At 66.0% G+C, this 22,884-nt stretch carries 18 protein-coding genes; 11 read left to right on the top strand and 7 right to left on the bottom strand.

What is annotated here, in order from left to right:
* The first annotated feature begins 2 nt into the window (after positions 1 to 2).
* The 3 genes from ubiA to ACN0SE_RS17390 are packed head-to-tail and all read left to right on the top strand — an operon-like array spanning position 3 to position 3,258.
* A complete protein-coding gene (gene ubiA / locus ACN0SE_RS17400) occupies positions 3 to 968 on the top strand; it encodes a 4-hydroxybenzoate octaprenyltransferase (RefSeq protein ID WP_417525801.1) in 966 nt (321 codons plus the stop codon).
* A 60-nt stretch (positions 969 to 1,028) separates the two neighbouring features.
* A complete protein-coding gene (locus ACN0SE_RS17395; protein WP_417525800.1) occupies positions 1,029 to 2,933 on the top strand; it encodes an OmpA family protein in 1,905 nt (634 codons plus the stop codon).
* Entirely contained in the window at positions 2,926 to 3,258 is a 333-nt protein-coding gene (locus ACN0SE_RS17390; protein WP_417525799.1) for a hypothetical protein, read from the top strand. Before ACN0SE_RS17395 ends, ACN0SE_RS17390 begins: the two co-directional genes overlap by 8 nt.
* A 428-nt stretch (positions 3,259 to 3,686) precedes the next feature.
* Here the strand turns inward: ACN0SE_RS17390 and ACN0SE_RS17385 are convergent, their stop codons facing one another.
* Together ACN0SE_RS17385 and ACN0SE_RS17380 are read right to left on the bottom strand one after the other, a co-directional pair.
* Positions 3,687 to 6,188 carry a GcvT family protein gene (locus tag ACN0SE_RS17385; RefSeq protein WP_417525798.1) on the bottom strand — a complete coding sequence of 834 codons (2,502 nt, stop codon included), beginning with the start codon at positions 6,186 to 6,188 and terminating at the stop codon, positions 3,687 to 3,689.
* Positions 6,189 to 6,666: 478 nt separating this feature from the next.
* Positions 6,667 to 6,915: a hypothetical protein gene (locus ACN0SE_RS17380; protein WP_417525827.1), complete on the bottom strand. Its 249-nt coding sequence runs from the start codon at positions 6,913 to 6,915 to the stop codon at positions 6,667 to 6,669.
* Here ACN0SE_RS17380 and ACN0SE_RS17375 point away from each other — a divergent pair.
* From ACN0SE_RS17375 to ACN0SE_RS17350, 6 genes are all read left to right on the top strand, one after another.
* Positions 6,866 to 7,912, top strand: coding sequence for a rod shape-determining protein (locus ACN0SE_RS17375; protein WP_417525797.1), 1,047 nt, complete (start codon positions 6,866 to 6,868; stop codon positions 7,910 to 7,912). The two genes, ACN0SE_RS17380 and ACN0SE_RS17375, sit on opposite strands and share 50 nt — an antisense overlap.
* Positions 7,913 to 8,040: 128 nt before the next feature.
* Complete coding sequence (mreC, locus tag ACN0SE_RS17370; RefSeq protein WP_417525796.1) at positions 8,041 to 8,961, top strand: rod shape-determining protein MreC; 921 nt, start codon at positions 8,041 to 8,043, stop codon at positions 8,959 to 8,961.
* Positions 8,954 to 9,490, top strand: coding sequence for a rod shape-determining protein MreD (locus ACN0SE_RS17365; protein ID WP_417525795.1), 537 nt, complete (start codon positions 8,954 to 8,956; stop codon positions 9,488 to 9,490). The genes mreC and ACN0SE_RS17365 overlap by 8 nt, the downstream gene beginning before the upstream one ends.
* Complete coding sequence (gene mrdA / locus ACN0SE_RS17360; RefSeq protein ID WP_417525794.1) at positions 9,487 to 11,430, top strand: penicillin-binding protein 2; 1,944 nt, start codon at positions 9,487 to 9,489, stop codon at positions 11,428 to 11,430. Before ACN0SE_RS17365 ends, mrdA begins: the two co-directional genes overlap by 4 nt.
* Entirely contained in the window at positions 11,430 to 12,578 is a 1,149-nt protein-coding gene (gene rodA / locus ACN0SE_RS17355; protein WP_417525793.1) for a rod shape-determining protein RodA, read from the top strand. The genes mrdA and rodA overlap by 1 nt, the downstream gene beginning before the upstream one ends.
* Positions 12,575 to 13,507 carry a 2-hydroxyacid dehydrogenase gene (locus ACN0SE_RS17350; protein WP_417525792.1) on the top strand — a complete coding sequence of 311 codons (933 nt, stop codon included), beginning with the start codon at positions 12,575 to 12,577 and terminating at the stop codon, positions 13,505 to 13,507. Before rodA ends, ACN0SE_RS17350 begins: the two co-directional genes overlap by 4 nt.
* 128 nt (positions 13,508 to 13,635) lie before the next feature.
* Here the strand turns inward: ACN0SE_RS17350 and ACN0SE_RS17345 are convergent, their stop codons facing one another.
* The 4 genes from ACN0SE_RS17345 to ACN0SE_RS17330 form a co-directional block, all read right to left on the bottom strand.
* Positions 13,636 to 15,450 carry a capsule biosynthesis protein gene (locus ACN0SE_RS17345; protein WP_417525791.1) on the bottom strand — a complete coding sequence of 605 codons (1,815 nt, stop codon included), beginning with the start codon at positions 15,448 to 15,450 and terminating at the stop codon, positions 13,636 to 13,638.
* Positions 15,428 to 16,087 (bottom strand): ABC transporter ATP-binding protein, encoded by a 660-nt coding sequence (locus tag ACN0SE_RS17340; protein ID WP_417525790.1) that lies wholly within the window; start codon positions 16,085 to 16,087, stop codon positions 15,428 to 15,430. The genes ACN0SE_RS17345 and ACN0SE_RS17340 overlap by 23 nt, the downstream gene beginning before the upstream one ends.
* 336 nt (positions 16,088 to 16,423) lie before the next feature.
* The gene (locus ACN0SE_RS17335) at positions 16,424 to 17,806 is read right to left on the bottom strand and encodes a Na+/H+ antiporter NhaA (RefSeq protein WP_417525789.1); all 1,383 of its coding nucleotides are present in this window, start codon (positions 17,804 to 17,806) and stop codon (positions 16,424 to 16,426) included.
* A gap of 161 nt (positions 17,807 to 17,967) precedes the next feature.
* Positions 17,968 to 18,624 (bottom strand): GntR family transcriptional regulator, encoded by a 657-nt coding sequence (locus tag ACN0SE_RS17330; RefSeq protein WP_417525788.1) that lies wholly within the window; start codon positions 18,622 to 18,624, stop codon positions 17,968 to 17,970.
* A 159-nt stretch (positions 18,625 to 18,783) separates the two neighbouring features.
* On the opposite strand from ACN0SE_RS17330, the gene ACN0SE_RS17325 reads away from it, so the two are divergent.
* Both ACN0SE_RS17325 and ACN0SE_RS17320 read left to right on the top strand, forming a co-directional pair.
* Positions 18,784 to 20,043, top strand: coding sequence for a malonyl-CoA decarboxylase (locus ACN0SE_RS17325; RefSeq protein WP_417525787.1), 1,260 nt, complete (start codon positions 18,784 to 18,786; stop codon positions 20,041 to 20,043).
* A gap of 4 nt (positions 20,044 to 20,047) precedes the next feature.
* A complete protein-coding gene (locus tag ACN0SE_RS17320) occupies positions 20,048 to 21,562 on the top strand; it encodes a malonate--CoA ligase (protein WP_417525786.1) in 1,515 nt (504 codons plus the stop codon).
* A gap of 48 nt (positions 21,563 to 21,610) precedes the next feature.
* Here the strand turns inward: ACN0SE_RS17320 and ACN0SE_RS17315 are convergent, their stop codons facing one another.
* Positions 21,611 to 22,849 (bottom strand): saccharopine dehydrogenase family protein, encoded by a 1,239-nt coding sequence (locus tag ACN0SE_RS17315; RefSeq protein WP_417525785.1) that lies wholly within the window; start codon positions 22,847 to 22,849, stop codon positions 21,611 to 21,613.
* Positions 22,850 to 22,884 lie beyond the last annotated feature (35 nt).

Below are 22,884 nucleotides of genomic sequence, written 5' to 3'. Positions count from 1 at the left end.
ATATGACAGAGCAAAGCCCGACGCCAGAGGCCACGGGACAGGTTTCCGACGCGGTGCGGGGCAATTGGGTCGACCGGCTGGCCCCGGCCGCCACACGGCCCTACCTGCGCCTCAGCCGCGCCGACCGGCCGATCGGCACATGGCTGCTGCTGCTGCCCTGCTGGTGGGGGCTGTTGCTGGCGATGCTGCACACCGACAGCGCGCGCTGGCACGACCTGTGGATTTTTGTCGGCTGCGGGCTGGGCGCGCTGCTGATGCGCGGCGCCGGCTGCACCTGGAACGACATTACTGACCGCCATATCGACGGCTCGGTGGCGCGCACGGCCTCGCGGCCGATCCCCTCAGGCCAAGTCAGCGTCACCGGCGCAGTGGCCTGGATGGCGGCGCAGGCGCTTGTGGCCTTTGCCATCCTGCTGACCTTCAACACCGCCGCCATCGTTCTGGGCATTCTCGCGCTGGCGCCGGTGGCGGTCTATCCCTTTGCCAAGCGCTTCACCTGGTGGCCGCAGGTCTTTCTCGGCATCGCCTTCAACTGGGGCGCGCTGCTGGCCTGGACAGCGCATACCGGGCAACTCGAGGCACCGGCGCTGGTGCTTTACCTCGCCGGCATCGCCTGGACGCTGTTCTACGACACGATCTACGCCCACCAGGACAAGGAAGACGACGCGCTGATCGGGGTGAAATCCACCGCGCGGCTGTTTGGTGCGGCGACGCCGAAATGGCTCACCCGCTTTCTGGTGGCGGCGGTCAGCCTGATGGCGCTGGCCATCGTGATGGCGGTGCCCAAGGCGATGCTTCTGGCGCTGGTGATCGCGCTTGGCGGGCCTTGGGCCTTTGGCTGGCACATGGTCTGGCAGATGCGGATGCTGCGGATGGACGACATGGACCGGCTGCTTATGCTGTTCCGCTCCAACCGCAACGCCGGGCTGCTGCCTGTGCTGTTTTTCGCCGTCGCTCTCGCGGCGTGATTGAAACCGGTCACCGGGGCGCGTATGCCTCGGAAACCGTTCACAGTCCGGACCCGACGAATGCGTCTTTCGACTTATGTGCTGCCCGTCTCTTCCTTTGCAATTGCGGGGGTTCTGTCCATCGTCGCCGCGGGGTTCGCCGTCACCCTGGTCGAGGACGCGTCAGAGGCAGCCGTCACCGAGCAGTTCCAGACCGCCGGTCTGACCTGGGCCTCGGTCGATGCCACCGGCCTGCAGGTCTATCTCTTCGGCACCGCGCCGACCGAGGCCGCGCGCTTCCGCGCCCTGTCGAACGCCGGGCAGGTGGTCGATGCCGCCCGGGTGATCGACCAGATGGACGTGGTCGACACCCAGGACCTGGCGCCGCCGAAATTCTCGATGGAGATCCTGCGCAACGATTCCGGCGTCTCGCTGATCGGCCTGGTGCCCAAGGGCGCCAAGCATGACGAGATGGTCAGCCGCATGGGCCGGATCGTCGGCAAGGAGAATGTCGCCGACCTGATGGAGACCGCCGAACACGCCGTGCCCGAAGGCTGGGACGCCGCCATGCGCTTTGCGCTCGAGGCGCTGACCCGCCTGCCGCGCTCGAAGATCTCGGTCGAGCCGGCGCGGGTGCATGTCACCGCCATGGCCGACAGCGAGGACGAACGCATCAAGACCGAGGCGGCGCTGCTCAAGGCCGTGCCCGAGACGGTCAGGGTCGAGCTGGCGATCTCGGCGCCACGCCCGGTGATCACGCCCTTCACCCTGCGCTATGTCATCGAAGAGGCCGGCGGCAGCTTCGACGTCTGTTCCGCCGACACCGACCAGGCGCGCCAGCGCATCCTCGACGCCGCCGATGCGGCGCAGGGCCGGATTCGCGGCACCGAGTGCCGGGTCGGCCTTGGCGTGCCGACCAAGCGCTGGGCCGAGGCCGCCGAGCTGTCGATTGCCGCGCTCGACACCCTGGGTGGCGGCACGGTGACCATGACCGACACCGAAATTTCCATGATCGTGCCCGAGGGCACCGATCAGGACCTCTTTGATCAGACCGTGGGCGAGCTGGAAAACGGGTTGCCGCCGGTCTTCGACCTGACCGCCGTTCTGCCCGAGACCCCCGCCGCCAATGACGACGGCCCGCCCGAGTTTGTCGCCACCCTGAGCCCCGAGGGCCAGGTGCTGCTGCGTGGACGCGTGTCGAGCGAGATGACCCGCCAGACCGCCGAGAGCTATGCCAAGGCGGCCTTTGCCAGCGGTGCCGTGCGCACCACCGCGCGGGTTGACGAGAACCTGCCCGGCGGCTGGCCGGTGCGGGTGCTGGCGGCGATCGAGGCGCTGTCCTACCTCGCCAATGGTGCCGTGACCGTCACCCCCGACGAGGTACGCATCACCGGCCGCACCGGCAGCGAAGGCGCCAGCGCCGCCATGGCCGCGCTGATGACCGAAAAGCTGGGCGAACGTGCCGAATTCATCATCGACGTCGAATATGTCGAGGCGCTCGACCCGCTGGCCGCCCTGCCGACGCCCGAGGAATGCCTGTCGCGCATCGAGACCGTTCTGGGCGACCGCAAGCTCAGCTTCGAGCCCGGCTCGAACACGCTCGACGCCGCCGGCAAGGACATCCTCGACGATATCGCCGAAGTGCTGGGCGGCTGCGGCCAGATCAACCTCGAGATCGCCGGCCACACCGACAGCCAGGGCCGCGAGAGCATGAACCTCGAGCTCAGCCAGGCCCGCGCCGACGCCATCCTGACCGAGTTGCGCAACCGCCGCGTGCTGACGTCGACCTTCCGCGCCAAGGGCTATGGCGAGACCCAGCCGATCGAAAGCAACGACACCGAAGAGGGCCGCGAGGCCAATCGCCGGATCGAATTCCGGCTGCAGCAGGTCGAGACTGAAGACGAGGGCGAATCAGAGCTTGAAAACACTGAGGAATCCGTAGAAGAAGACGGCGCTTCTGGCACGGAGGACGCCGCGGATGAGTAGGACCGAATTTGTCATCGCGACGGCGATCATTCTGTTCGTGGCGTTCTGCCTTGGATGGTTTGCCAACTGGCTGCTGCATCGGTTCACCGCCGTGTCGAAATCCGACGTCGGCGAGCTCGAGCGGATGAGCCAGGAGCTGCACGAGGCCGAAGAGACCCGCGATCAGGCGATCACCTACCTGCAGCAGCGCGAGGCCGAGCTGACCAACCAGCTGGCCCAGACCGAGGCCGAGCTGACCGCCGCCATGGAAGGCCTGCGCGACGCCCGCCACGAGGCCGAAGAGCTGCGCGCCTACGCCGAACGTCTGCAACAGGGCAACGGCTGAGCGACCGGCTCCGGCCGGGCCCAGGCGCTCCGCCGTCCCGGACCTGATCCGGGACCTCATGTGTGCGGTGGAGGCCCCGGATCGCGTCCGGGGCGTGTGTCACCAGGACCACCCCACCTACGCCCCAAGCCACAAGCCGCGCCATCGCCGACCCGCGGGGTGGCGATCCCAGCTCAGTTCTGCAGCACTTAATCCCTACCAAATCCGGAATACATCCGAGCGGTGCGCTGTACCTCACAAAATCGCCGCCCCGGGGGGCGGGTCGGCGATGGCGCGGCGGCCTGCGGCCTTGATTCCGCGCCGGGGCTTTGCTGTCAGGCTTTAAGGGAGAGTGGGACAGGGAAGTTGATTATCAGCCTCCCGCCCCAAGTCCCCCAACGTCCCGGACTTGATCCGGGACCTCACCGCCAACCCCACCAAGCCGCCACTTACCCGTCCTTCCGGATCACCTCGTTCTTCGGATCATAAGGCGAATCGCAGGTCACCTCGGCGTCCCAGAGCTGCCCCTGCATCCGCACCTTGAGCTTCACCCCCTCGACCGCCAGCTCCGGCCGCACATAGCCCATGCCGATCGACTTGCCGAAGGCCACCGAGTAGCCGCCCGAGGTCAACCGCCCAACCTTCTCGCCGTCGTGGTAGAGCGCCTCGCGACCCCAGGGATCGGCATCCGCGGGCCCATTGATCAGCAGCGTGCAGCACTTCGATCGCACGCCCAGCGCCTGCATCGCCTCCTTGCCGCGGAAGTCCTTGTCGAGATCGACAAACCGCGGCAGGTCCGCCTCCAGCGGCGTCGCATCCCGGCCGAGCTCGTTGCCGAAGGCGCGATAGCTCTTCTCCTGCCGCAGCCAGTTCTGCGCCCGGGCACCCACCAGCTTCAGCCCGTGCGCTTCACCGGCCTTCTCCAGCAGATCGAACAGGTAGTTCTGCATTTCGATCGGGTGATGCAGCTCCCAGCCCAGCTCGCCGGTATAGGCCACGCGGATCGCCATCACCGGGCACATGCCCAGTTCGATCTGCCGCATCGAGAGCCAGGGGAAGCGCTTGTTCGACAGCGCGGTTTCCGGCGCGGCATCCTTGATCACCTCCTGCAGCAGCGCGCGGGATTTCGGGCCGGCGACGGCAAAGACACCGTATTGCGTGGTCACGTCCTGAACGATCACCAGCTTGCCGCTGCGTTCCATGAAATCCTCGGCCGACTTGCGCAGATAGTCGCCGTCGTAGTCGGTCAGCGCCCCGGCGGAGACGAGGTAGAAATCCTGATCACCGCGCCGCACGATGGTGTATTCGGTGCGCGTGGTGCCGGCCCCGGTCAGCGCATAGGTCAGGTTGATGCGGCCCACCTTGGGCAGCTTGTTGGTGGTGAACCAGTCGAGGAATTCCTCGGCCCCAGCCCCGGTCACCGCGTGTTTGGTAAAGGCCGAGGCATCGATCATGCCGACGCCTTCACGCACCGCGCGGGCCTCGTCGACCGCGTATTGCCACCAGCCGCCGCGCCGGAAGGACCGGGCGTCATGGTCGAAACTCTCGGGCGCATCCAGCGGGCCGAAGTAGTTCGGCCGCTCGAAACCGTTGACGCAGCCGAACTGCGCGCCGCGGGCCTTCATCCGGTCATAGCAGGGCGCGGTGCGCAGCGGGCGGCAGGCTTCGCGCTCTTCGTCCGGGTGGTGCAGGATGTAGACGTGCTCGTAGCACTCCTCGTTCTTGCGCGCGGCGTATTCGGTGGTCATCCAGCGGCCGTAACGCTTGGGGTCGAGGCTCGCCATGTCGATCTCGGCCTCGCCCTCGACCATCATCTGCGCCAGGTAATACCCGGTGCCGCCGGCCGCCGTGATGCCGAAACTGAAGCCCTCGGCCAGCCACATGTTGCGCAGGCCCGGCGCCGGGCCCACCAGCGGGTTGCCGTCGGGCGTGTAACAGATCGGGCCGTTGAAATCGTCCTTCAGCCCCACCGTCTCTGACGAGGGGATGCGGTGGATCATCGACATGTATTCCTCTTCGATCCGGTCGAGATCGAGCGGGAACAGATCGGCGCGGAAGCTCTCGGGCACGTCATAGAGGAAGCGCGCCGGGGCGTTGCGCTCGTAGGGACCGAGAATCCAGCCCTTGCGCTCTTCGCGGACGTACCACTTGGCATCGGCATCGCGCAGCACCGGGTGCTCGGGGTTCGAGGCGCGCCACTCGGCCAGCGCCGGGTCGGGCTCGGTGACGATGTACTGGTGCTCGACCGGGATCGCCGGGATCTTCAGCCCCAACAGCCGCGCGGTGCGCTGCGCGTGGTTGCCGGTGGCGGTGACCACATGTTCGGCGGTGATGACGGCGGACTCTTCCGACGGCACGAGGTTGCCGCCCTTCTCAACCATCTTCGTCACCGAGACCTGCCATTCCGAGCCGGTCCATGCGTAACCGTCCACCTGCCAGCGCCGCTCGATGGTGACGCCCCGCTGCCGCGCGCCCTTGGCCATGGCTTGCGTGACGTCGGCCGGATTGATGTAGCCGTCGGTCGGATGATAGAGCGCGCCCTGCAGGTCCTCGGTGCGCACCAGCGGCCAGCGTTCCTTGATCTGCTCGGGGCTCATCCATTCATAGGGGATGCCCACGGTCTCGGCGGTCGAGGCATAGAGCTCGAATTCATCCATCCGCTCACGGCTCTGCGCCATGCGCAGGTTGCCCACCACGTAGAAGCCGGCGTTGAGCCCGGTCTCTTCCTCCAGCGTCTTGTAGAACCTGACCGAATAGTCGTGGATGTGGCTGGTGGCATAGCCCATGTTGAATAGCGGCAAGAGCCCCGCCGCATGCCAGGTCGAGCCCGAGGTCAGCTCGTCACGCTCGAGCAGCATGACATCGGACCAGCCCGCACGGGCCAGGTGATAGGCGATCGAGGTGCCAACGGCACCCCCACCGACGACAAGCGCTTTTACATGGGTCTTCATGACGGGCTCACTCCAGAGGGCTTTGACCCGTGGATAGCGCCCCGCGCGCCGGCGCTGCAAAACCAGCCCGACCAGTGAAGGAAGGAAAGCGACATTCGCGGCGGGGTTTGGCGAAACAGAGGGCTTTTGTGGATGGATCGCGTGGGGTGGTTCAGGGACATCTATGGCCGGAAGCGCGTGAGCTGGCCTTGGTCGAGACTACTCCAGACTTTCCAAAATACGCCATTTCGAGCCGCTCGGAGGGCCTTGATACCGGGTGAGCCCCCTGCCATGCGCCCCGTGACGCGACGCGGTGCCGCAGTTCGGAAATGGCGACATCCGGGGCGAGGAGAGCCTCGGGCGCAGCCTTTCCAGATATTTATCCACAGGCCGAAAAGCGCAGCAGCAAGCGACCCAACTTGGCCATAGTCAACAATTCACACTGATTCACGCCACAAAATTCGACAAGAATGCTCCATACCGAACATACTCCTCAAAACTACTCTACGCCGCCACTGCCCGAAATCGCGCCGAAATCCGGCGCTCTGGCAGAAAGGCGCTGATCGGAGACAGCTTGCCCTTTCGCCCATGAGAGCGCCTGCGTATAAGCGATTTGGCCGTGATCTGGTGCAGAGTCGCGGCCAAATGCTTTTTTGACACCCGCGATCGTCTGCACCAAGGCAAAGGCGCACCTCGAAATGTTCTCACTGTCAGATTTGACCGGTATGTTTTCGGCCGACATGGCCATTGACCTCGGCACGGCCAACACGCTGGTCTACGTCAAGGGCAAGGGTGTCGTTCTGGCCGAGCCCTCCGTGGTGGCTTACCATGTCAAGGACGGTGTCAAGAAGGTGCTCGCCGTCGGCGAAGACGCCAAGTTGATGCTGGGCCGGACCCCCGGCAGCATCGAGGCGATCCGCCCGATGCGCGAAGGGGTGATTGCCGACTTCGATACGGCCGAAGAGATGATCAAGCACTTCATCCGCAAGGTGCACAAGCGCTCGACCTTCTCCAAGCCCAAGATCATCGTCTGTGTGCCGCATGGCGCCACCCCGGTGGAAAAACGCGCCATTCGCCAGTCGGTGCTGTCGGCCGGGGCGCGCAAGGCCGGGCTGATCGCCGAACCCATCGCCGCCGCCATCGGCGCCGGCATGCCGATCACCGATCCCACCGGCAACATGGTGGTCGATATCGGTGGCGGCACCACCGAAGTGGCCGTGCTGTCGCTGGGCGACATCGTCTATGCCCGCTCGGTCCGCGTCGGTGGCGACCGGATGGACGAGGCCATCGTCAACTACCTGCGTCGCCAGCAGAACATCCTCGTCGGTGAGTCGACAGCCGAGCGTATCAAGACCTCGATCGGCACAGCTCGCATGCCCGACGACGGCCGCGGCGCCAGCATGCAGGTGCGCGGACGCGATCTGTTGAACGGCGTCCCGAAGGAGACCGAAGTCACCCAGGCGCAGGTCGCCGAGGCGCTGTCGGAACCGGTGCAGGCGATCTGCGAAGCTGTGATGACCGCGCTGGAGACCACGCCGCCGGACCTCGCCGCCGACATCGTCGACCGTGGCGTGATGCTGACCGGTGGCGGCGCGCTTCTGGGCGATCTCGACCTGGCGCTGCGCGAGCAGACCGGCCTGGCGGTCTCGATCGCCGACGAGAGCCTGAACTGCGTGGCCCTGGGTACCGGCAAGGCGCTGGAATACGAAAAGCAGCTGCGTCACGCCATCGACTACGACAGCTGAGCGGCGCGCCGGGCGCAGGCCCGGCCCCGCAGGGCGCAAAGGCTTGCCGTTTCGTGAACGCGCGCCGGCTGGATTGCGCCGGGCCGCCCGTGGTATGACGGACAAACAAGAAGACCGGAGACCCCGCGTTGGCCCGAGATCGCGCGCAGCAAGAGGATTATGTTGGCCCGCTCCGGCGGCTCGTGACCTTTGTCGTGCTGCTCTGCCTGATCGGTCTTTTCATCCTCTGGCGGATCGACAGTCCGCGGGTCGAACGCTTTCGCGCCCAGGTGATCGATCGGGTGATGCCGGGGTTTTCCTGGGCGATGGCGCCGGTTACCGCTTCGGTCAACCTGATCCGCGATTTCCAGTCCTATCACTCGCTTTACGAACAGAACCAGGAGCTGCGCCGCGAGCTGCAGCAGATGAAGAGCTGGAAGGAAGCGGCGCTACAGCTCGAGCAGGAGAACGCCCGCCTGCTCGACCTCAACAACGTGCGTCTCGACCCGCAGCTGACTTATGTCACCGGCGTGGTGCTGGCCGACAGCGGCTCGCCCTTCCGGCAATCGCTGCTTCTGAACGTCGGCAAGCGTGACGGCATCCAGGACGGCTGGGCGGCGATGGACGGTCTGGGGCTGGTGGGCCGCATCTCCGGCGTGGGCGAACGCACCAGCCGGGTGATCATGCTGACCGACACGTCCTCCAAGGTTCCGGCGCTGATCCAGCCCTCGGGGCAGCGGGCGCTGGTGGTGGGCGACAATTCCATGGCGCCGCCGATCGACTTTCTCGAAGATGCCGACCAGGTGCGCCCCGGCGACCGGGTGATCACCTCGGGTGATGCCGGCGTGCTGCCGCCGGGTCTGGTGATCGGACAAGTGGCCAAGGACCCGGGCGGGCGGCTCAGGGTGCGGCTCTCGGCCGATATCGAACGGCTCGAATTCCTGCGCGTGCTGCGCGATCACGGCACCCCCGAGGTCGGCAGCGCCGGCGCGCTCGTGGTGCCCCCGGGTGCCGTCGAGGAAGGGGCCGACGATCTCCCGGCCGAACCCGCGGAGGCCGCCGATGGCTGAGAATCTCGCCTCGCGGCTCTGGCTGATGCGCCTGACCTTCCTCGGGCTGGCGCTGCTGACCATCTTCTTCCGCCTGCTGCCGCTGGAAACCGGGCCGGTGCGCTGGCCGGCGCCCGACGTGCTGCTGGCGCTCTGCCTTGCCTGGTCACTGCGGCGGCCGGACTACGTGCCGGTGGTGTTCGTTGGCGGGGCGATCCTGCTCACCGACTTCTTCTTTCAGCGCCCGCCGGGGCTGATGGCGGCGATCGTCGTCATGGCCTGCGAGGCGATGCGCAAGCGTGGGCCCGGCCTGCGCGACGCCGGCTTCGCCGCCGAGCTGATCCTCGTGGCTCTGACCATCCTGGCGGTGGCGCTGGCCTACCGGGTGGCGCTGACCGTCTTCATGCTGCCGCGGCCGCTTCTGGGGATGTCGCTCTTGCAGGTGCTCTTTACCGTGGCCATCTATCCGGTTGTGGCGCTGGCCTCCGAGTGGCTGCTCGGCGTGCGCGCCCGCACCAATGCCGAACTTGCCGCCGGGAGGATGACATGAGACGCCCGCCCAAGGACACCATCGAAAGCGCCCGCAAGGTCAGTCGACGCGGTCTTGTCGTCGGCGGGCTTCAGGCCGGCTTTGTCGGGCTTCTGGGCTGGCGGATGCGGCACATGCAGGTCGAACAGGCCGATCAGTTCCGCTTTCTCGCCGAGGAAAACCGCATCAACATCCGGCTGATCCCGCCGGCCCGGGGCGAGATCTTCGACCGCAACGGCATCGCCGTGGCAGCCAATGCACCGGCCTATCGCATCACCATGGTGCGCGAGGATGCCGGCGACGTCGACGCGGTGCTCGAAAGCCTGGGCCAGCTGGTCAAGCTCGACCCCGAAGAGGTCGAGCGCGCCCGCGCCGAGATGAAGCGCTCGGCCCCCTTCCTCCCCGTCACCGTCGCTGACCGGGTCAGCTGGGAGGATATCTCTCGTGTCGCCGTCAACGGCCCTGCCCTGCCCGGCGTCACGCCGGAGGTCGGGCTGTCGCGCCACTACCCGCTGCGCCAGGACCTGGCGCATGTTGTGGGCTACGTCGGCCCGGTGTCAGAGCGTGACCTGTCGCGCTACGAGGACCCGCCGCCGCTGTTGCGCATTCCCCGGTTCCAGATCGGCAAGGTCGGCGTCGAGACCAAGCTCGAAGAGGTGCTGCGCGGCCAGGCCGGTGCCAAGCGGGTCGAGGTGAATGCCGTCGGCCGCGTCATGCGCGAGCTTGACCGCCGCGAGGGTACCAGCGGTGCCACCGTGCAGCTGACCATCGACAGCGCGCTGCAGAACTACACCGCCGCCCGGCTGGGCCAGGAAAGCGCCAGCGTCGTGGTGCTCGATCTCGAGCATGGCGACGTGCTGGCCGCCTGTTCCTCGCCCTCCTACGATCCCAACAAGTTCGTGCGCGGCATTTCGGTGGCCGACTACAGCGTGCTGCGCGAGAACGATCACCGGCCGCTGGCCTCCAAGATCGTCCAGGATGCCTATCCGCCGGGCTCGACCTTCAAGATGGTCACCGCGCTGGCGGCGATGGAGGCCGGGCTGATCACGCCCACCGAAACCGTCTGGTGCCCCGGTCACCTCGAGGTTTCGGGCCGCCGCTTCCACTGCTGGAAACGCGCCGGCCACGGCCACATGAACCTGGAAAAGAGCCTGCGCGAGAGCTGCGACGTCTATTACTACGATCTCGCCATCAAGGTCGGCATCGAGAACATCGCCGCCATGGCCCGCAGGCTCGGCATGGGCGAGGCGCATGACGTACCGATGTCGGCCGTCACCGACGGGCTGGTGCCGGACAAGAACTGGAAATTCGTCAACCGCGGGTCAGACTGGGTGGTGGGCGACACCGTCAACGCCTCGATCGGCCAGGGCTTTGTCCTGGCCTCACCGCTGCAGTTGGCGGTGATGACGGCGCGGCTGGCCACCGGCCGCAGCCTCTCGCCGCGGCTGATCAAGCGGATCGACGGCGTGGAACAACCCTCGCGCGGGGGCGAGAGCCTGGGGCTCAACGAGAACCACCTGCGCCAGATCCGCAAGGCGATGCACGAGGTCTCGAACAACCGCCGCGGCACCGCCTATCGTACCCGCATTGCCGCCGACGAAATGCGCATGGCCGGCAAGACCGGCACCAGCCAGGTCCGCAACATCACCGCCGCCGAGCGCCGCGCCGGCGTCGTCAACAACGCCGACCTGCCGTGGAACCGCCGCGACCACGCGCTGTTTGTCAATTTCGCGCCCTACGACAATCCGCGTATTGCGGTTGCGACTGTGGTGGAACACGGCGGCGGCGGCTCGACAGCGGCGGCGCCGATTGCCCGCGACGTGACCCTGCAGGCGCTCTACGGCGACGATCCGCCGCTCGAGGCCTATCCCAGCGCCGACCGCAGTCGCATCCAGGCGCAGCAGGAACGGCTGGCGCGCGAGCGTCGGGCGCGCGGCGCACCGGGTCAGGAAGAGGCCTGATGTCCTATCTCGAGTACAACGTCAAACACGTGCCCTCGGGGCCGCGCAAGGTGCTCTACCTGAACTGGCCGCTGGCGATCCTGCTGGTCTCGGTCGCTTCGATCGGCTTTCTGATGCTCTATTCGGTGGCCGGCGGCTCGTTCAATCCCTGGGCCGAGCCGCAGATGAAGCGCTTTGCGCTGGGCTTCGTGCTGATGCTGGTGGTCGCGTTGGTACCGATCTGGTTCTGGCGCAACATGGCGGTGGTGGGCTACTGCATCTCGGTGGTGCTGCTGCTGGCGGTGGAATTCGTCGGCGTCACCGGTATGGGCGCGCAGCGCTGGATCGACATCGGATTCATGCGGCTGCAACCGTCAGAGCTGATGAAGATCACCCTGGTGATGCTGCTGGCGGCCTATTACGACTGGCTCCCGATCAAGAAGACCTCCCGGCCGTTCTGGGTGCTTTTGCCGGTGATGCTGGTGCTGCTGCCGACGTTTCTGGTGCTGCGCCAGCCCGACCTCGGCACCGCCATTCTGCTGATGACCGGCGGCGGGCTGGTGATGTTCATGGCCGGCGTCCACTGGGCCTATTTCGCCGCGGTGATCGCCGCCGCCGGCGGTCTGGTGACCGCGGTGTTCAAGAGCCGTGGCACCGATTGGCAGTTGCTCAAGGACTACCAGTTCCGCCGGATCGACACCTTCCTCGACCCCTCCTCCGATCCGCTGGGCGCCGGCTATCACATCACCCAGTCCAAGATCGCGCTCGGCTCCGGCGGCTGGACCGGGCGCGGCTTCATGCAGGGCACGCAGTCGCGGCTGAACTTCCTGCCGGAGAAACACACCGACTTCATCTTCACCACCCTGGCCGAGGAGTTCGGCTTCGTCGGGGCCTTCTCGCTGCTCAGCCTCTATGCGCTGATCATCGCCTTCTGCATCGCCTCGGCACTGCAGAACCGCGACCGGTTCGCGGCGCTGCTGACCTTGGGGATCGCCACCACCTTCTTCCTGTTCTTCGCGGTGAACATGTCGATGGTCATGGGGCTGGCGCCGGTGGTGGGCGTGCCGCTGCCGCTGGTCAGCTACGGCGGCTCGGCGATGCTGATCCTGATGATCGGCTTCGGGCTGGTGCAATCGGCGCATGTTCACAGGCCACGCGGGGCAATATGACGACAAACATCCTGTTCGCCGCCGGAGCCGCCCGCTGGGACGACTGGGCGCCCCCCTTGCGCGCCGCGTTGGATCGCGCCGGGCTGGCCTATGAGCTCGCGCAGGAGATGCCGTCGGAGAAGGTGGACTACATCGTCTACGCCCCTGACAGCCCCCTGCGCGACTTCACGCCCTACGGCCGCTGCAAGGCGGTGCTGAACATCTGGGCCGGGGTCGAGGCCATCGTCGGCAACAAGACCCTGACCCAGCCGCTGGCACGGATGGTGGGCGGCGGATTGACCGAGGGTATGGTGGAATGGGTTCTGGGCCACGCGCTGCGCCACCATCTCGGCATGGATGCCCATATCGCCAACCCCGAGCACCGCTGGCACCCCGTTGCCCCGCCCCTGGCCTCCGAGCGCCGGGTGACCGTACTGGGCCTTGGCGCCCTAGGGTCTGCGGTGGCAGAGAAGCTTGCCGGCCTCGGTTTCGACGTGACCGGCTGGAGCCGCCGCCCTAAAAAGATCACTGGCTTGCGCACCCAGCATGGTGTCGAAGGCCTCACAAAGGCCCTGAAAGGCGCCGAGATCCTGGTGCTCCTCCTGCCGGACACCCCTGCCACCGAAAATATCCTGAACGCCGAGACCCTGGCCCTGCCGGCTCCTGGCGCCTTCGTCATCAACCCCGGCCGCGGTGCCCTGATCGACGACAGCGCCCTCCTTGCCGCCCTCGACAGTGGCCAAGTGGCCCATGCCACCCTCGATGTCTTTCGCGTCGAACCGCTCCCGACCGATCACCCGTTCTGGACCCACCCCGGCGTCACCGTCACCCCGCATGTCGCCTCGGAAACCCGTGCCCCCCAGGGCGCCGAGGTCATCGCCGAAAACATCCTGCGCGGCGAGGCCGGCCAGCCTTTCCTGCACTTGGTCGACCGCCAGGCCGGCTATTGACGCACAAGGGCCCGGCAAAAAGCCCCGCCCCCCCTGCTTCTTCTGTTTGAAAATACCCTCGGGGGGTCCGGGGGGCTGGCCCCCCGGTACGCCACGCCAGATACAAGCCCGGCACGCGGGCAAAAGCCTCAGTTCGACACCTGCTCCCGCAGGATAGAGGCCGTCAGAGAAATCAGCAGATAGATCCCGCCAAAGATCAGGAAGGCCAGAATGGTGTTCTCGAAACTGCGCGGATAGCTCGGGTCCTGCGAGGGCACCGGCTCCACCGCGGTCTGCAGATAGCGGACCTGGGCATTGGCCTCGCGGCGGGTCTGGCTGAGCGAGGTCAGAGCCTCCTGCAGCATCAGGTCCCGGGTCGCCAGATCGGCCTGGGCCATCTGGATCTCCGACGACAGCTGCGCCAGCGAATTCTCGCCTTCCGAGGCCTGGGTCATGTCGGCCTGCAACCGCGCCAGCAGGTCGTTGAGCCGGCGGATGTCGCCGCGCGCGCCCTCGACCTTGGCCGCATTGGGCCGCGGGTTGTCGAGCAGCGCCTGCAGTTGCAGCTCGCGCTCCTGGATCTGCACCTCGACATTGCCGATCTGCTGCCGGAGCGAGGCGATCCGCCCCTCGGGGTCAAGCACTTGCGAGACCTGCTGCAGTTCCACCAGCCGCAGCTGCGCATCGCGGCGCGCGGCCTCGGCCTCTTCCAGCGCCGCGGTGGCGCCTTCGAGCTGGTCCTCGCGCTTGCGCTGCGACAGGCTGTCGACCCGTTCCTCGGCATATTCGATCAGCGCCTTGGTGTATTGCGCGCTGACTGCCGGGTCGGCGGCGACGATCTCCATGCGGATCACGCCTTCGGTCGGGTCATAGCCGATCTCGATGTTCTTCTTGTAAAGCTTGTAGGACGCCTCGTTCGAGGCGGTGTCGTCGAGCCGCTGGATCGGGTCGATCCAGTCCTGCGAGAAATGGCTGCGGAAGCCGACGTCCTGGTCGAGCCGCAGCATCGCGTCCTTCGACATCAGGTAGCTCTGCACGGCGATCGCGTCCTGGTTGGTGGCAAACTGTGTGCCGGACAGCAGCCCGCCCATGCCGCCGGCGCCGGCGCCATCATTTGCGATGATCAGGAACTCGGACTTGGTGGCATACATCGGCGTCGCCACGTTGTAGAAATACCAGCCGCAGATCAGCGTCGGCAGGCCGACGAAGAACGCCAGCCGGGTGAGCAGCAGCATCGACTTGCGGCGACGGCGCTTGGCGATGTCCTTCTGGATGTCGCCGATCTCGCGGATGCGGCGATCCATCGGGCTGGAGGTCTCGGTCGAGGGCAGGGTCTTGCCCGGCGCGGGCACCGTCTGTGGCAGCTGCACCTTGTCCTTGGCGGGGGTCTCGGCCTCGTCCTTGGCGGGCACCACCAGTTCCAGCATGTTCGAGCGCTGGAACGGGTCGATACCGCGTTGGCGCAACTGGCGCACCGCATCGAAATCGCTGGTCACGGCCAAGCCGTGTTTCTGCGACATCCGCCGCGCCATGCGCAGCTGACGCCCGGTGAGGCCTTCCTTGCGGATCGCCTCCATGTCGGTCTCGCCGGCGACCTGCGCGGCAGAGGAGACCTCGCCCTCGCGGGCGGGCGGCGTTGTCTCGGCGGTGGAACGGGTGCCAGTGGTGATCCGGGCAATCGTCGCGCCGGTCTGGCGCTGGCGGCTGCCGGCGACCGCGGCCTGCGGTTCCGCCTCGGCCTGCGCTTCGGGCTCGGGGGCGTCTTCGTCGGGCGTGGCCACCGGCTGCTCCTGCCGGAGCGCGCGGATGTGGCCGATCAGGTTCTCGGTCTCGGGGGTGGCACCGCCCGCCGGGGGCGGCGTCGGGGCCTCGGTGGCCGGACCTTCCAGCCCGACGATATCCTGGGCTGCGCCCGGACGGGCGCGCCGGACGCGAAATTTCTTAGCCTTGGGTTTGGTAGTCATAGAGTTGCTTCGCTTCCTCCAAGGTTTCAAACATATGCAACTGGCCATTCAATAAAACACCGGCCTTGCGGGCGAATTTTTCCAGCACCGCGGGTTGGTGCGAGACAATGACAATGGTCGTGGTCCGCAGGCGCTCTGCCAGGATCGCTGCGGCCTTCTTGTTGAATTCCACGTCGGTCGAGTTGGGCATGCCCTCGTCGATCAGGTAGATGTCGAAGTCGAGCGCCAGCATCAACGAAAAGGTGAACCGCGCCTTCATGCCGCTGGAATAGGTGCCCAGCGGCTGATCGAAGTATTCTCCCAGCCCGCAGAGCCAACGACAATAGGCTTCCACGTAATCCGGGTCGAGCCCATAGAGACGGGCGATGTAACGGGCATTTTCATGCGCCGAATGCTTCGACACCACGCCGCCCATGAAGCCCAGCGGAAAGGAGATCCGGCAACCGCGGCGAATTTCGCCCTCGTCGGGTTTCTCCAGACCGGCCATCATCTTGATCAACGTGGTCTTGCCGGTGCCGTTGGGGGCGAGGATGCCCAGTGACTCTCCCAGGTCAACGCGAAAGGACGCGCGGTCAAGGATCACCTTGCGCTGGGTCCCAGTCCAGAAGGACTTGCTCACGTTGTCGAATTCCAGCATCTGATCTGGCTCCCGGGGGCTCTCTACACCTCGAATTAGTCGAGATTGATTGATTAATTGTTAGACCCCGAATTTGGTTATATTATGGCTCAACGGGGTCGATTGTTTCAATCCCGGACGCGGATCCGTCCCGCTTTTCGCCTCCTTCGGTCCATTTTTCGCACTCCCGGTTGAGCCACTCACGCCCGCCACACCCTGCGCGGAACTGGCCCGACCTCTGCGCTCTCGGAACACCTGTGCGCCCACAGACTGTGCCGCTTGGCGCCCTCGCGCATGAAAAAACCGGCGCGGGAGGCCCCCGCGCCGGTTTCTGATCTGTCCGTTGCCCTGTGGGCGTCAGAAGTTCTGCTTCTCCACACGGAAGAGCTTGCCCGCAAGGATCGCCACCAGCGCGGCGGCAAAGCTGAACAGCGCGCCCATCTTGGCGGCGTCCTGCACCGCCCCGGCCTGGAAGGCCACCGAGGCGACAAAGAGCGACACGGTAAAGCCGATCGCCGCGACAAAGCCGATCACCACGAGGTCGATGATCCGCATACCCTGCGGTATCCCCAGCTTGAGCGGCTTGGCCGCGACCCAGCCGAACAGCAGGATGCCCACCGGCTTGCCGATCAGCAGCCCCGCCAGAACCAGCCATGTCGCCGGCCCGATCGACGAGAATTCGACCCCGGCGTTGAACAGGCCGAAGAAGAACAGCACGATCTCGACCGGGTGCTTGAGCGCATGTTCGATCATGTTCAGCAGGTCGGTCAGATATTGCTCGGCCTCGGAGAAGATGCCGAAAGCGCGGTCGGCGTGCGGGATCGTCGGCACGATCGGCAGCAGCCCCAGCGCCGGGTGCAGGCCCGACATCATGAAGCCGTACCAGCTGGCGGCGGCGGCCAGCAGATAGGGCCAGAACGACAGGTACTTGCGCACCCAGGTCGAGTTCGGCCGGTCCTGGTTGCCCCGATCCAGCTTGCGCGGCAGCCAGTTGGCCAGCAGGAAGACAGCGACGGCAGCCCCCAGCGACAGCAGCAGCCAGACCGGCGCCAGCTCGCCCGAAGGATAGAAGACCGCGAGGATGATCAGCCCCGCCGCGTCATCGGCGATGGCCAGCAGCAGCAGGAAGCGCACCGCCGGGTGGCCGGCGCCAAAGACCAGTCGGCCGATCAGGTAGGAAAAGGCGATGTCGGTGGCTGTCGGGATGGCCCAGCCATTGGCCACGGCGCTGTAGGTCTCGGACCCCATGACCGCCGCGAGGCCCAGATAGACCGCAATCGGCCCGAACATGCCGCCGGCAGTGGCAAAGAGCGGCGTCGCTGCCTTCTTGCCGCGCAGCGAGCCGTTTTCGAGCGCCACGGCTTCCCAGACTTCCTTGGCGGCGATGGCAAAGAAGAAGGCCATCAGCAGATCGTTGACCAAGTAGTGCAGCGTCAGCGTGCGGTGGCCCTCGCCATAGACAAATTGCGTGCCGTCAGCCTCGGTATGAACCTCGGCACCGGCGGCCACCATCTCGGCAAAGGTCGGGTCTGTCGCGGCGATATGGGCGGCGTGGTAATGGCCGATCGGCGCGTGATCCCAGATCACGAATTCGACGAAGTTGTGATAGGCGTCGGCCCAGTAGTGCGGATCGCCCGCCACCGGGGCGATCAGGTCCAGATTTGCCCAGACCAGCGCGATCAAGGCGCCAAAGATCAACAGCAGCGAATAGTTGGTCAGAAAATTCCAGACGCGATACATGTCCTCTCCGGCCCTCTCCCTGATTTATCGTTTTGACCTAGCGCAATTAGCTGGTTGTCGCAACGCGAGCCGGAGCAAAACGGGTGGCAAGGCCTTCAAATGTCGTTTGATAATCCTGCGTCCGACCGGTGCCTGCCCAATGAAATGGCGCAGCGGCCCCCTCACAGCGCCGCGCTTTTCAGCCCGGCCATCAGGCTGTGGAACTTCTCGCCCTGGATTGCCACATGGCCGCGCAGCGCCTCTGCCGCCGCCTGTGGGTCACCGGCGTCCAGCGCGTCGAGGATGGCGCGGTGTTCCGCCATGGATTGCGCCATGCGGCCGCGCAGGCGTAGCTGCTGGCGGCGAAAGGGCTTCAATCGGCGGTGCAGTTCCTGTGCCTGTGCGGCGAGATAGCCATTGCCGGATTCGCGGTAGATGATCGCGTGGAAGCGCTCGTTCTCGGTGTAATAGCTGTCGGGGTCCTGACGGGCGATGGCCTGCTGGCAGGTGTCGTTTGCCTCTTGCAGCGCCGCCAGCGCCGCGTCGGAAATGCGCAGCGCCGCCAGACGGCCGCAGACCGCCTCGATCTCGGCCATGGCCTCGAACATCTCGAGCAGCTCGACCGGTCCCGGCTGCCGCACAAAAGCCCCACGGCGCGGCACCAGCTCGACCAGCCCCGAGCGTGCAAGCCGCTGCAGCGCCTCGCGAAAAGGCGTGCGCGAGACGCCGAACTGCTCTGCCAGGCGCACCTCGTCCAGCCGGTCCCCATCGGAATAGGTGCCGTCGAAGATCCGCTCTTCCAGCGCGTCGGCGATGCTGTCTGCCCGGCGTTGCTCCATGGAGGCAAGCCTAGTCCGCCGTTTTTTTGAACGCAAGATTACAATTCTTGTATACAAGATGCTTGACTGGAAAAACATCACGTGTTTGGCTCTGCCCAGCCCCTGCCAGCTCGGCGCAGGGAATCCCGGCTGCTACGCGCCAAACCCCGGAGATGCGGAATGACCCTCTTGGCTGACCTTCTGTCCACCGTCTTCGAACGGCGCTACCGCCGCGAGGCGCATGGCCCGCACCAGGACGGCCGCCCCCTGACTGCGCTGGCCAGCGATCTGGTGGGCTCGGCCAGCGAGACCTCGGGGCTCGCCCTGGCGCGGGAGATTCTGTCGCGCTTTGGCCCCCTGCCCGATGCGCAGAAGCTCAACTTCTTCCGCTACCTCGCCACCGAGATGAACATCGACCCCGAAGAAGTGCGCACCCGGCTCGAAGACTACGAGCGCGCGCCCTCGAAGGCCAGCTACCGCGCCTTTGCCGAGGCCGCCGAGCCGCGCCGGCAAGAGTTGATCCGCCGGCTGAACCGGGTGCAGGGCGCAACCGGCGAGCTCGTGAAGATGCGCGCCGACCTGCTGAGGCTGGGCGGCACCGAGCCGGAACTGGCGGCGCTCGACCTCGATTTCCGCCATCTCTTCGCCTCGTGGTTCAATCGCGGCTTCCTCGTGCTGCGGCCGATCAGCTGGGAAAGCCCGGCGCATATCCTTGAAAAGATCATCGCCCACGAGGCGGTGCATGCGATCGACAGCTGGTCGGAACTGCGCCGCCGGCTGGAGCCCACCGACCGGCGCTGCTTCGCCTTCTTTCACCCGGCGATGCCGGACGAGCCCTTGATCTTTGTCGAGGTGGCACTGACCACCGGCATCCCCGGCTCTGTCCAGGCGCTCTTGGCCCAGGATCGAACGGCGCTGCCGGCGCGGGCCGCCGACACCGCGGTGTTCTACTCTATCTCCAACTGTCAGGACGGGCTGGCCAGCATCTCCTTCGGCAACTCCCTGATAAAGCAGGTGGCCGCCGACCTTGCCGCCGAACTGCCGGGGCTCAAGACCTTTGTCACCCTGTCACCGATCCCGGGGCTGACCCGCTGGCTCGAGCAGGAGGGCCTGAGCGCCAGTGCCGAGGACCCCGAGCGGATCAGGGCGCTGGCGGCGCATTACCTGCTCAAGGCCAAATCCTCTGGCGGGCTGCCCTTCGATCCGGTGGCGCGCTTCCATCTCGGCAATGGCGCGGTGGTGCATGCGGTCCATGCCGAGGCCGACACATCCGACAAGGGCCGCGCGCAATCGGGCGGCACGATGGTGAACTACCTTTACGACCTCGCGCGGGTCGAGCAGAACCACGAGGTCTTTGTCACCTCGCGCGACGTGGTGGCCTCGAAGCCTGTCAAGGCGTTGGCCGAGACCGCCGACCTCACTCCGATCCAAGAAAGCTGATCCCATGGCAAACCCTCTTTATGACGGCCTGTTCGGCCTGCATGCCGGCAAGCCCACGCCGTTCCTGCATCTGCCCGAGGGCGGCGTGCTCTCTCATGCCGAGTTCCTCGCGGCGAGCGCGCAGATCGCCAATGTCGCCGCCGCGCTGGGGCTGAAACCGGGCGACCGGGTTGCGGCGCAGGTCGAGAAATCACCGCAAGCGCTGATGCTGTATGCCGCCTGCGCGCAGGCCGGGCTGGTGTTTCTGCCTTTGAACACCGCCTATACCGTCGACGAGCTGCGGTACTTCATCGAAAACAGCGGCGCCGCGCTGATCGTCTGCGATGGCGCCAGTGCCGACAGTCTGGGTGAAATGGCGGCGGGTCTGGGCGCGCGGAGCGAGACGCTGAATGCCGATGGCAGCGGCAGCCTGACCGACAAGGCGGCAGCGCAACCCGAAACCTTCGAGACGGTGGATCGCGATGGCGAGGACCTCGCGGCCTTTCTCTATACCTCCGGCACCACCGGGCGCTCGAAGGGCGCGATGCTGAGCCAGAACAACCTGCTGTCCAATGCCGCGACGCTGGTCAAGGAATGGCGTTTCACGTCGGATGACGTGCTGCTGCATGCGCTGCCGATCTTTCACACCCACGGGCTCTTCGTGGCGACCAATATCGTGCTCTCGGCCGGGGCCAGCATGATCTTTCTGCCGAAGTTCGACCTCGACCAGATCATCGCCCGGATGCCCGAGGCCACGACGATGATGGGCGTGCCGACCTTCTACACACGGCTCCTGGGCGACGCGCGCTTCACCCGCGATCTGGCGGCGCATATGCGGCTCTTCGTGTCAGGCTCTGCGCCGCTGCTGGCCGAAACCCATGTGCAGTTCGAGGAGCGCACGGGCCACCGCATCCTCGAGCGCTACGGCATGACCGAGACCAACATGAACACCTCGAACCCCTATGACGGCGAGCGCCGCGCCGGCACCGTGGGCTTCCCCCTGCCCGGCGTCGAGCTCAAGATCACCGATCCCGAGAGCGGCAAGTCCCTGCCAGACGGCGAGATCGGCCAGATCGAGGTGCGCGGGCCGAATGTCTTCAAGGGCTACTGGCAGATGCCGGAAAAGACCGCCGCCGAGCTGCGCGAGGACGGGTTTTTCATCACCGGCGATCTGGGGCGGATCGACGAGGATGGCTATGTCCATATCGTCGGGCGCAACAAGGACCTGATCATTTCCGGCGGCTACAACATCTATCCCAAGGAAATCGAGCTGGTACTGGATGACCAGCCCGGCGTGCTGGAAAGCGCGGTGATCGGCGTGCCGCACCCGGATTTCGGCGAGACAGTGCTGGGGGTGATCGTGCCCGCGCCCGGCGCCACCCCGGACACCGAGGCGATGATGGCGGCGGTGGGCCAGTCGCTGGCGCGGTTCAAGCATCCGCGCAAGCTGATCGTGGTGGAGGAACTGCCGCGCAACACCATGGGCAAGGTGCAGAAGAACATCCTGCGCGAGCAGTACAAGGGCCTCTTCGCGGGTTAAGCGAGGGCGTCGGGCCGGGCCGTCAAAAGGCGCCGGCCCGGGGGCCTGTCAGGCGTGCCATTCCCGGTCGCCGGCGGCATCCCTGACCCGGGTCGGCAGGCCAATCCGGTCGAGCAGCGCGAACAGCGGCTTGGGGTCGAGTTCCTCGACATTGACCATCTTGCCCAGATCATAGGTGCCATCGGCGATCAGCATCGCCATCGCCACCGGCGGCACGCCAGCAGTGTAGGAAATGCCCTGGCTGCCGACCTCGGCATAGGCCGCCTCGTGATCCGAGACGTTGTAGACAAAGACCTCGACCTCTTCGCCGTCCCTGGTGCCCTTGACCAGATCGCCGATGCAGGTCTTGCCGGTATAGTTCGGCGCCAGCGTCGAGGGATCGGGCAGCACCGCCTTGACCACCTTGAGCGGCACGACCTCGAGCCCCTCGGCGGTTATGACCGGCTGCTCGGACAAGAGCCCGAGGTTCTGCAGCACGGTGAAGACGTTGATGTAGTGATCGCCAAAGCCCATCCAGAAGCGCACGTCGGCATGGGGATAGTTGACCGCCAGCGAATGCACCTCGTCATGGCCGGACATATAGGCCTTTTGCTTGCCCACCACCGGCAGGTCCCATTCGCGACCGACCTCGAACATCTTGTTGCTCTGCCAGGCGCCGTCCTGCCAGCTGTAGACCGTGCCGGTGAACTCGCGGAAATTGATCTCGGGGTCGAAGTTCGTTGAGAAATACTTGCCGTGGTTGCCGGCGTTGATGTCGACGATGTCGATGGATTTGACCTCGTCCATGAACTCGTCGATGGCAAAGCGGGCAAAGGCGTTGACCATGCCGGGATCGAAGCCGGCGCCGAGGATCGCGGTGGTGCCGGATTTGGCGCAATCCTCGCGGCGCTTCCATTCGTAGTTGGCATACCACGGCGGGGTCTCGCAGATCTTGGTCGGGTCCTCGTGGATCGCGGTGTCGATATAGGCGGCGCCGGTGCGGATGCAGGCCTCGAGCACGGTCATGTTGACGAAGGGCGAACCGACGTTGATGACGATCTCGGCGCCGGTCTCTTTCAGCAGCGCCTCGACCGCGTCGCTGTCCATCGCGTCAAGCGCATGGGTCTGGAACACGCCGTCCTGTTTCATCGCCTGCTTGTCCTGCACGCTCGCGACGATGGCGTCGCATTTCGACTGCGTGCGGCTGGCGATGTGCAGATCGCCCAGCACGTCGTTGTTCTGCGCGCATTTATGCGCCACGACCTGAGCGACGCCGCCGGCACCGATGATAACAACATTGCGTTTCATGTGTTCAACAGACCTCTTGTGTTTGCCAGAAGGGT

This window comes from Marinovum sp. (assembly GCF_048263515.1).
Classification (GTDB): Bacteria; Pseudomonadota; Alphaproteobacteria; order Rhodobacterales; family Rhodobacteraceae; genus Marinovum.
Note: the sequence above shows the minus strand (reverse complement) of the source record. Positions and strands in the feature narration are given on the sequence as shown.

Bases quoted from the DNA above. Each gene is read 5' to 3' on its own strand.
- ACN0SE_RS17375 (WP_417525797.1), top strand. From the start codon at position 6,866: ATGTTCTCACTGTCAGATTTGACCGGTATGTTTTCGGCCGACATGGCC.
- ACN0SE_RS17365 (WP_417525795.1), top strand. From the start codon at position 8,954: ATGGCTGAGAATCTCGCCTCGCGGCTCTGGCTGATGCGCCTGACCTTC.
- mrdA (WP_417525794.1), top strand. From the start codon at position 9,487: ATGAGACGCCCGCCCAAGGACACCATCGAAAGCGCCCGCAAGGTCAGT.
- ACN0SE_RS17380 (WP_417525827.1), bottom strand. From the start codon at position 6,915: ATGGCCATGTCGGCCGAAAACATACCGGTCAAATCTGACAGTGAGAAC.
- ACN0SE_RS17390 (WP_417525799.1), top strand. From the start codon at position 2,926: ATGAGTAGGACCGAATTTGTCATCGCGACGGCGATCATTCTGTTCGTG.
- ACN0SE_RS17315 (WP_417525785.1), bottom strand. From the start codon at position 22,849: ATGAAACGCAATGTTGTTATCATCGGTGCCGGCGGCGTCGCTCAGGTC.
- ubiA (WP_417525801.1), top strand. From the start codon at position 3: ATGACAGAGCAAAGCCCGACGCCAGAGGCCACGGGACAGGTTTCCGAC.
- ACN0SE_RS17385 (WP_417525798.1), bottom strand. From the start codon at position 6,188: ATGAAGACCCATGTAAAAGCGCTTGTCGTCGGTGGGGGTGCCGTTGGC.
- ACN0SE_RS17320 (WP_417525786.1), top strand. From the start codon at position 20,048: ATGGCAAACCCTCTTTATGACGGCCTGTTCGGCCTGCATGCCGGCAAG.
- ACN0SE_RS17330 (WP_417525788.1), bottom strand. From the start codon at position 18,624: ATGGAGCAACGCCGGGCAGACAGCATCGCCGACGCGCTGGAAGAGCGG.
- ACN0SE_RS17325 (WP_417525787.1), top strand. From the start codon at position 18,784: ATGACCCTCTTGGCTGACCTTCTGTCCACCGTCTTCGAACGGCGCTAC.
- ACN0SE_RS17395 (WP_417525800.1), top strand. From the start codon at position 1,029: ATGCGTCTTTCGACTTATGTGCTGCCCGTCTCTTCCTTTGCAATTGCG.
- rodA (WP_417525793.1), top strand. From the start codon at position 11,430: ATGTCCTATCTCGAGTACAACGTCAAACACGTGCCCTCGGGGCCGCGC.
- ACN0SE_RS17345 (WP_417525791.1), bottom strand. From the start codon at position 15,450: ATGACTACCAAACCCAAGGCTAAGAAATTTCGCGTCCGGCGCGCCCGT.
- ACN0SE_RS17335 (WP_417525789.1), bottom strand. From the start codon at position 17,806: ATGTATCGCGTCTGGAATTTTCTGACCAACTATTCGCTGCTGTTGATC.
- ACN0SE_RS17340 (WP_417525790.1), bottom strand. From the start codon at position 16,087: ATGCTGGAATTCGACAACGTGAGCAAGTCCTTCTGGACTGGGACCCAG.
- ACN0SE_RS17350 (WP_417525792.1), top strand. From the start codon at position 12,575: ATGACGACAAACATCCTGTTCGCCGCCGGAGCCGCCCGCTGGGACGAC.